This window comes from Microcystis sp. LE19-10.1B (assembly GCF_027530565.1).
Taxonomy (GTDB): domain Bacteria; phylum Cyanobacteriota; class Cyanobacteriia; order Cyanobacteriales; family Microcystaceae; genus Microcystis; species Microcystis aeruginosa.
Map to the genome: position 1 here is coordinate 1 of NZ_JAPZQM010000767.1, position 1,591 is coordinate 1,591.

Annotated in this window: 2 pseudogenes; both read right to left on the bottom strand. The window is 34.9% G+C overall.

The window, feature by feature from the left end:
• Positions 1–90: 90 nt before the first annotated feature.
• A pseudogene (locus O9332_RS27680) lies at positions 91–1,164 on the bottom strand (IS630 family transposase).
• A 305-nt stretch (positions 1,165–1,469) separates the two neighbouring features.
• A pseudogene (locus O9332_RS27685) lies at positions 1,470–1,591 on the bottom strand (IS630 family transposase); the annotation flags it as partial.

The window sequence follows — 1,591 nt, forward strand, 5'->3', positions numbered from 1 at the left end:
AAGCCACTCTTAATCGTGTCTTGGAACGAAATAGAGGCTTTTAAAGACTGCGTACATGGAGAATTAAAACAAGAATTACCCTCGAAAAGCCTATTTTTCCACTAAGTATTTATGCTCATTGCAAAGGTGAGATGCTCCCAATTCTTTTGCCGAGTGCCAGACCAATTCAATGATATTTAAATCTGGGCTATAGGCGGGTAAATACTCTAAAATTAAGTTGGGCATATTTTCAGCAATTTTACCAACAACATCTGTTTTTTTGTGAATACTAGCATTATCGAGAATCAGGACAATCTTTGGACCCTTCTCTCGAAAATCCTCCTCTTTATTCCCCGCTTCCACCCATTCTTTAATGATTTCTGTATAAAAAACTTTTACCACTTCATAAAAAGTTTCTGAATTTCCTTTTTTGATGAATTCTACGAATCTTTTTTTATCGGAATATCTCACTCCTCCCATCGCATTTACTCGACCACTTCTTCTTTGTCCGCTAACTTTTTTTCTTTGGCTTTTTTTCCCCCATGTTTTTCTTCTAATGACTCTTAAACTGAATCCACTTTCGTGAGGGGCTGTGTGGCGAACCTGCGTCGCCACCTTGAAAGCCCCGTCCCAAAACCATACCTGTAGCTTATTTGGCTCTTCTTTTGCTATTTTTAAGTATTCGGCTAATTTTTGTTTAAATTCTTTTCTTTTTTCAGGATATTGTCGATCTTCTAAACTATATTTAGCCCAAATATAAACATACTTCTTTTTTTTTTAAATGTTCGTGACTTGAGAACTACTTAATTCTATACCTGTCTGTTCTGTCAGATAAGTGGCTAATCTTTTGGCTGTCCAACGGCCAAACTCATACCCCATTTCTTGAGGCTCTTTGTCAATTGTCTCTAACAATATTTTGATATACTCATCCGTCGCTTTTCGATAATTTCCCTCCATTCTCTTGTCTTTCAAGCTATCTAAATTATTGGCATCTCCAGGAATACACCAATAAGAGACTGTTCGCAGTGAACACCCAATGAGTTTGGAGATTTGGACTTGAGTTTTCCCGTCATTTAACAACAACAATATCAAAACTCTTTCTCTAATGTAAGGATTTTCTTCTTTTTTTAGTGCTTTTTGTAACTTTTCTTTTTGTTCGGAATTCAAGTGATTAGGGGCTGGCATAGCTATTGATACTTGAATAGGTTACTGTTTCTATTATACGCTATTTAGATGCTGAACAGCTTAGAGACATTGCCCTAAGTCTTGACATAACTCTTTAATTCTTTTTTCATTTTCTGATAACATTGAATTATTCCTCCCATCGAGATATATTCTGAATTGTAAATTATAACTATTATAATCTCATTTCTCTTTGTGATCAAGTAGAAGATTTTCTAGTTGTTGACGGCTACAAGCATTAATACTCATTGCATAAGTGAGATGCTCCCGTTCATTGAAACTTTTGACCTTATTAAGCTTTTACGCATTTAAGTTACATTGACAGCATTACCCTTATTTTTAAGTTTTCTACTCCATTTAATAATCAATCCCCCTTCATTTAAAAGCTGATTGACTACTTTTTCCAGTTCTTCTTTATTTTCAAATTCTC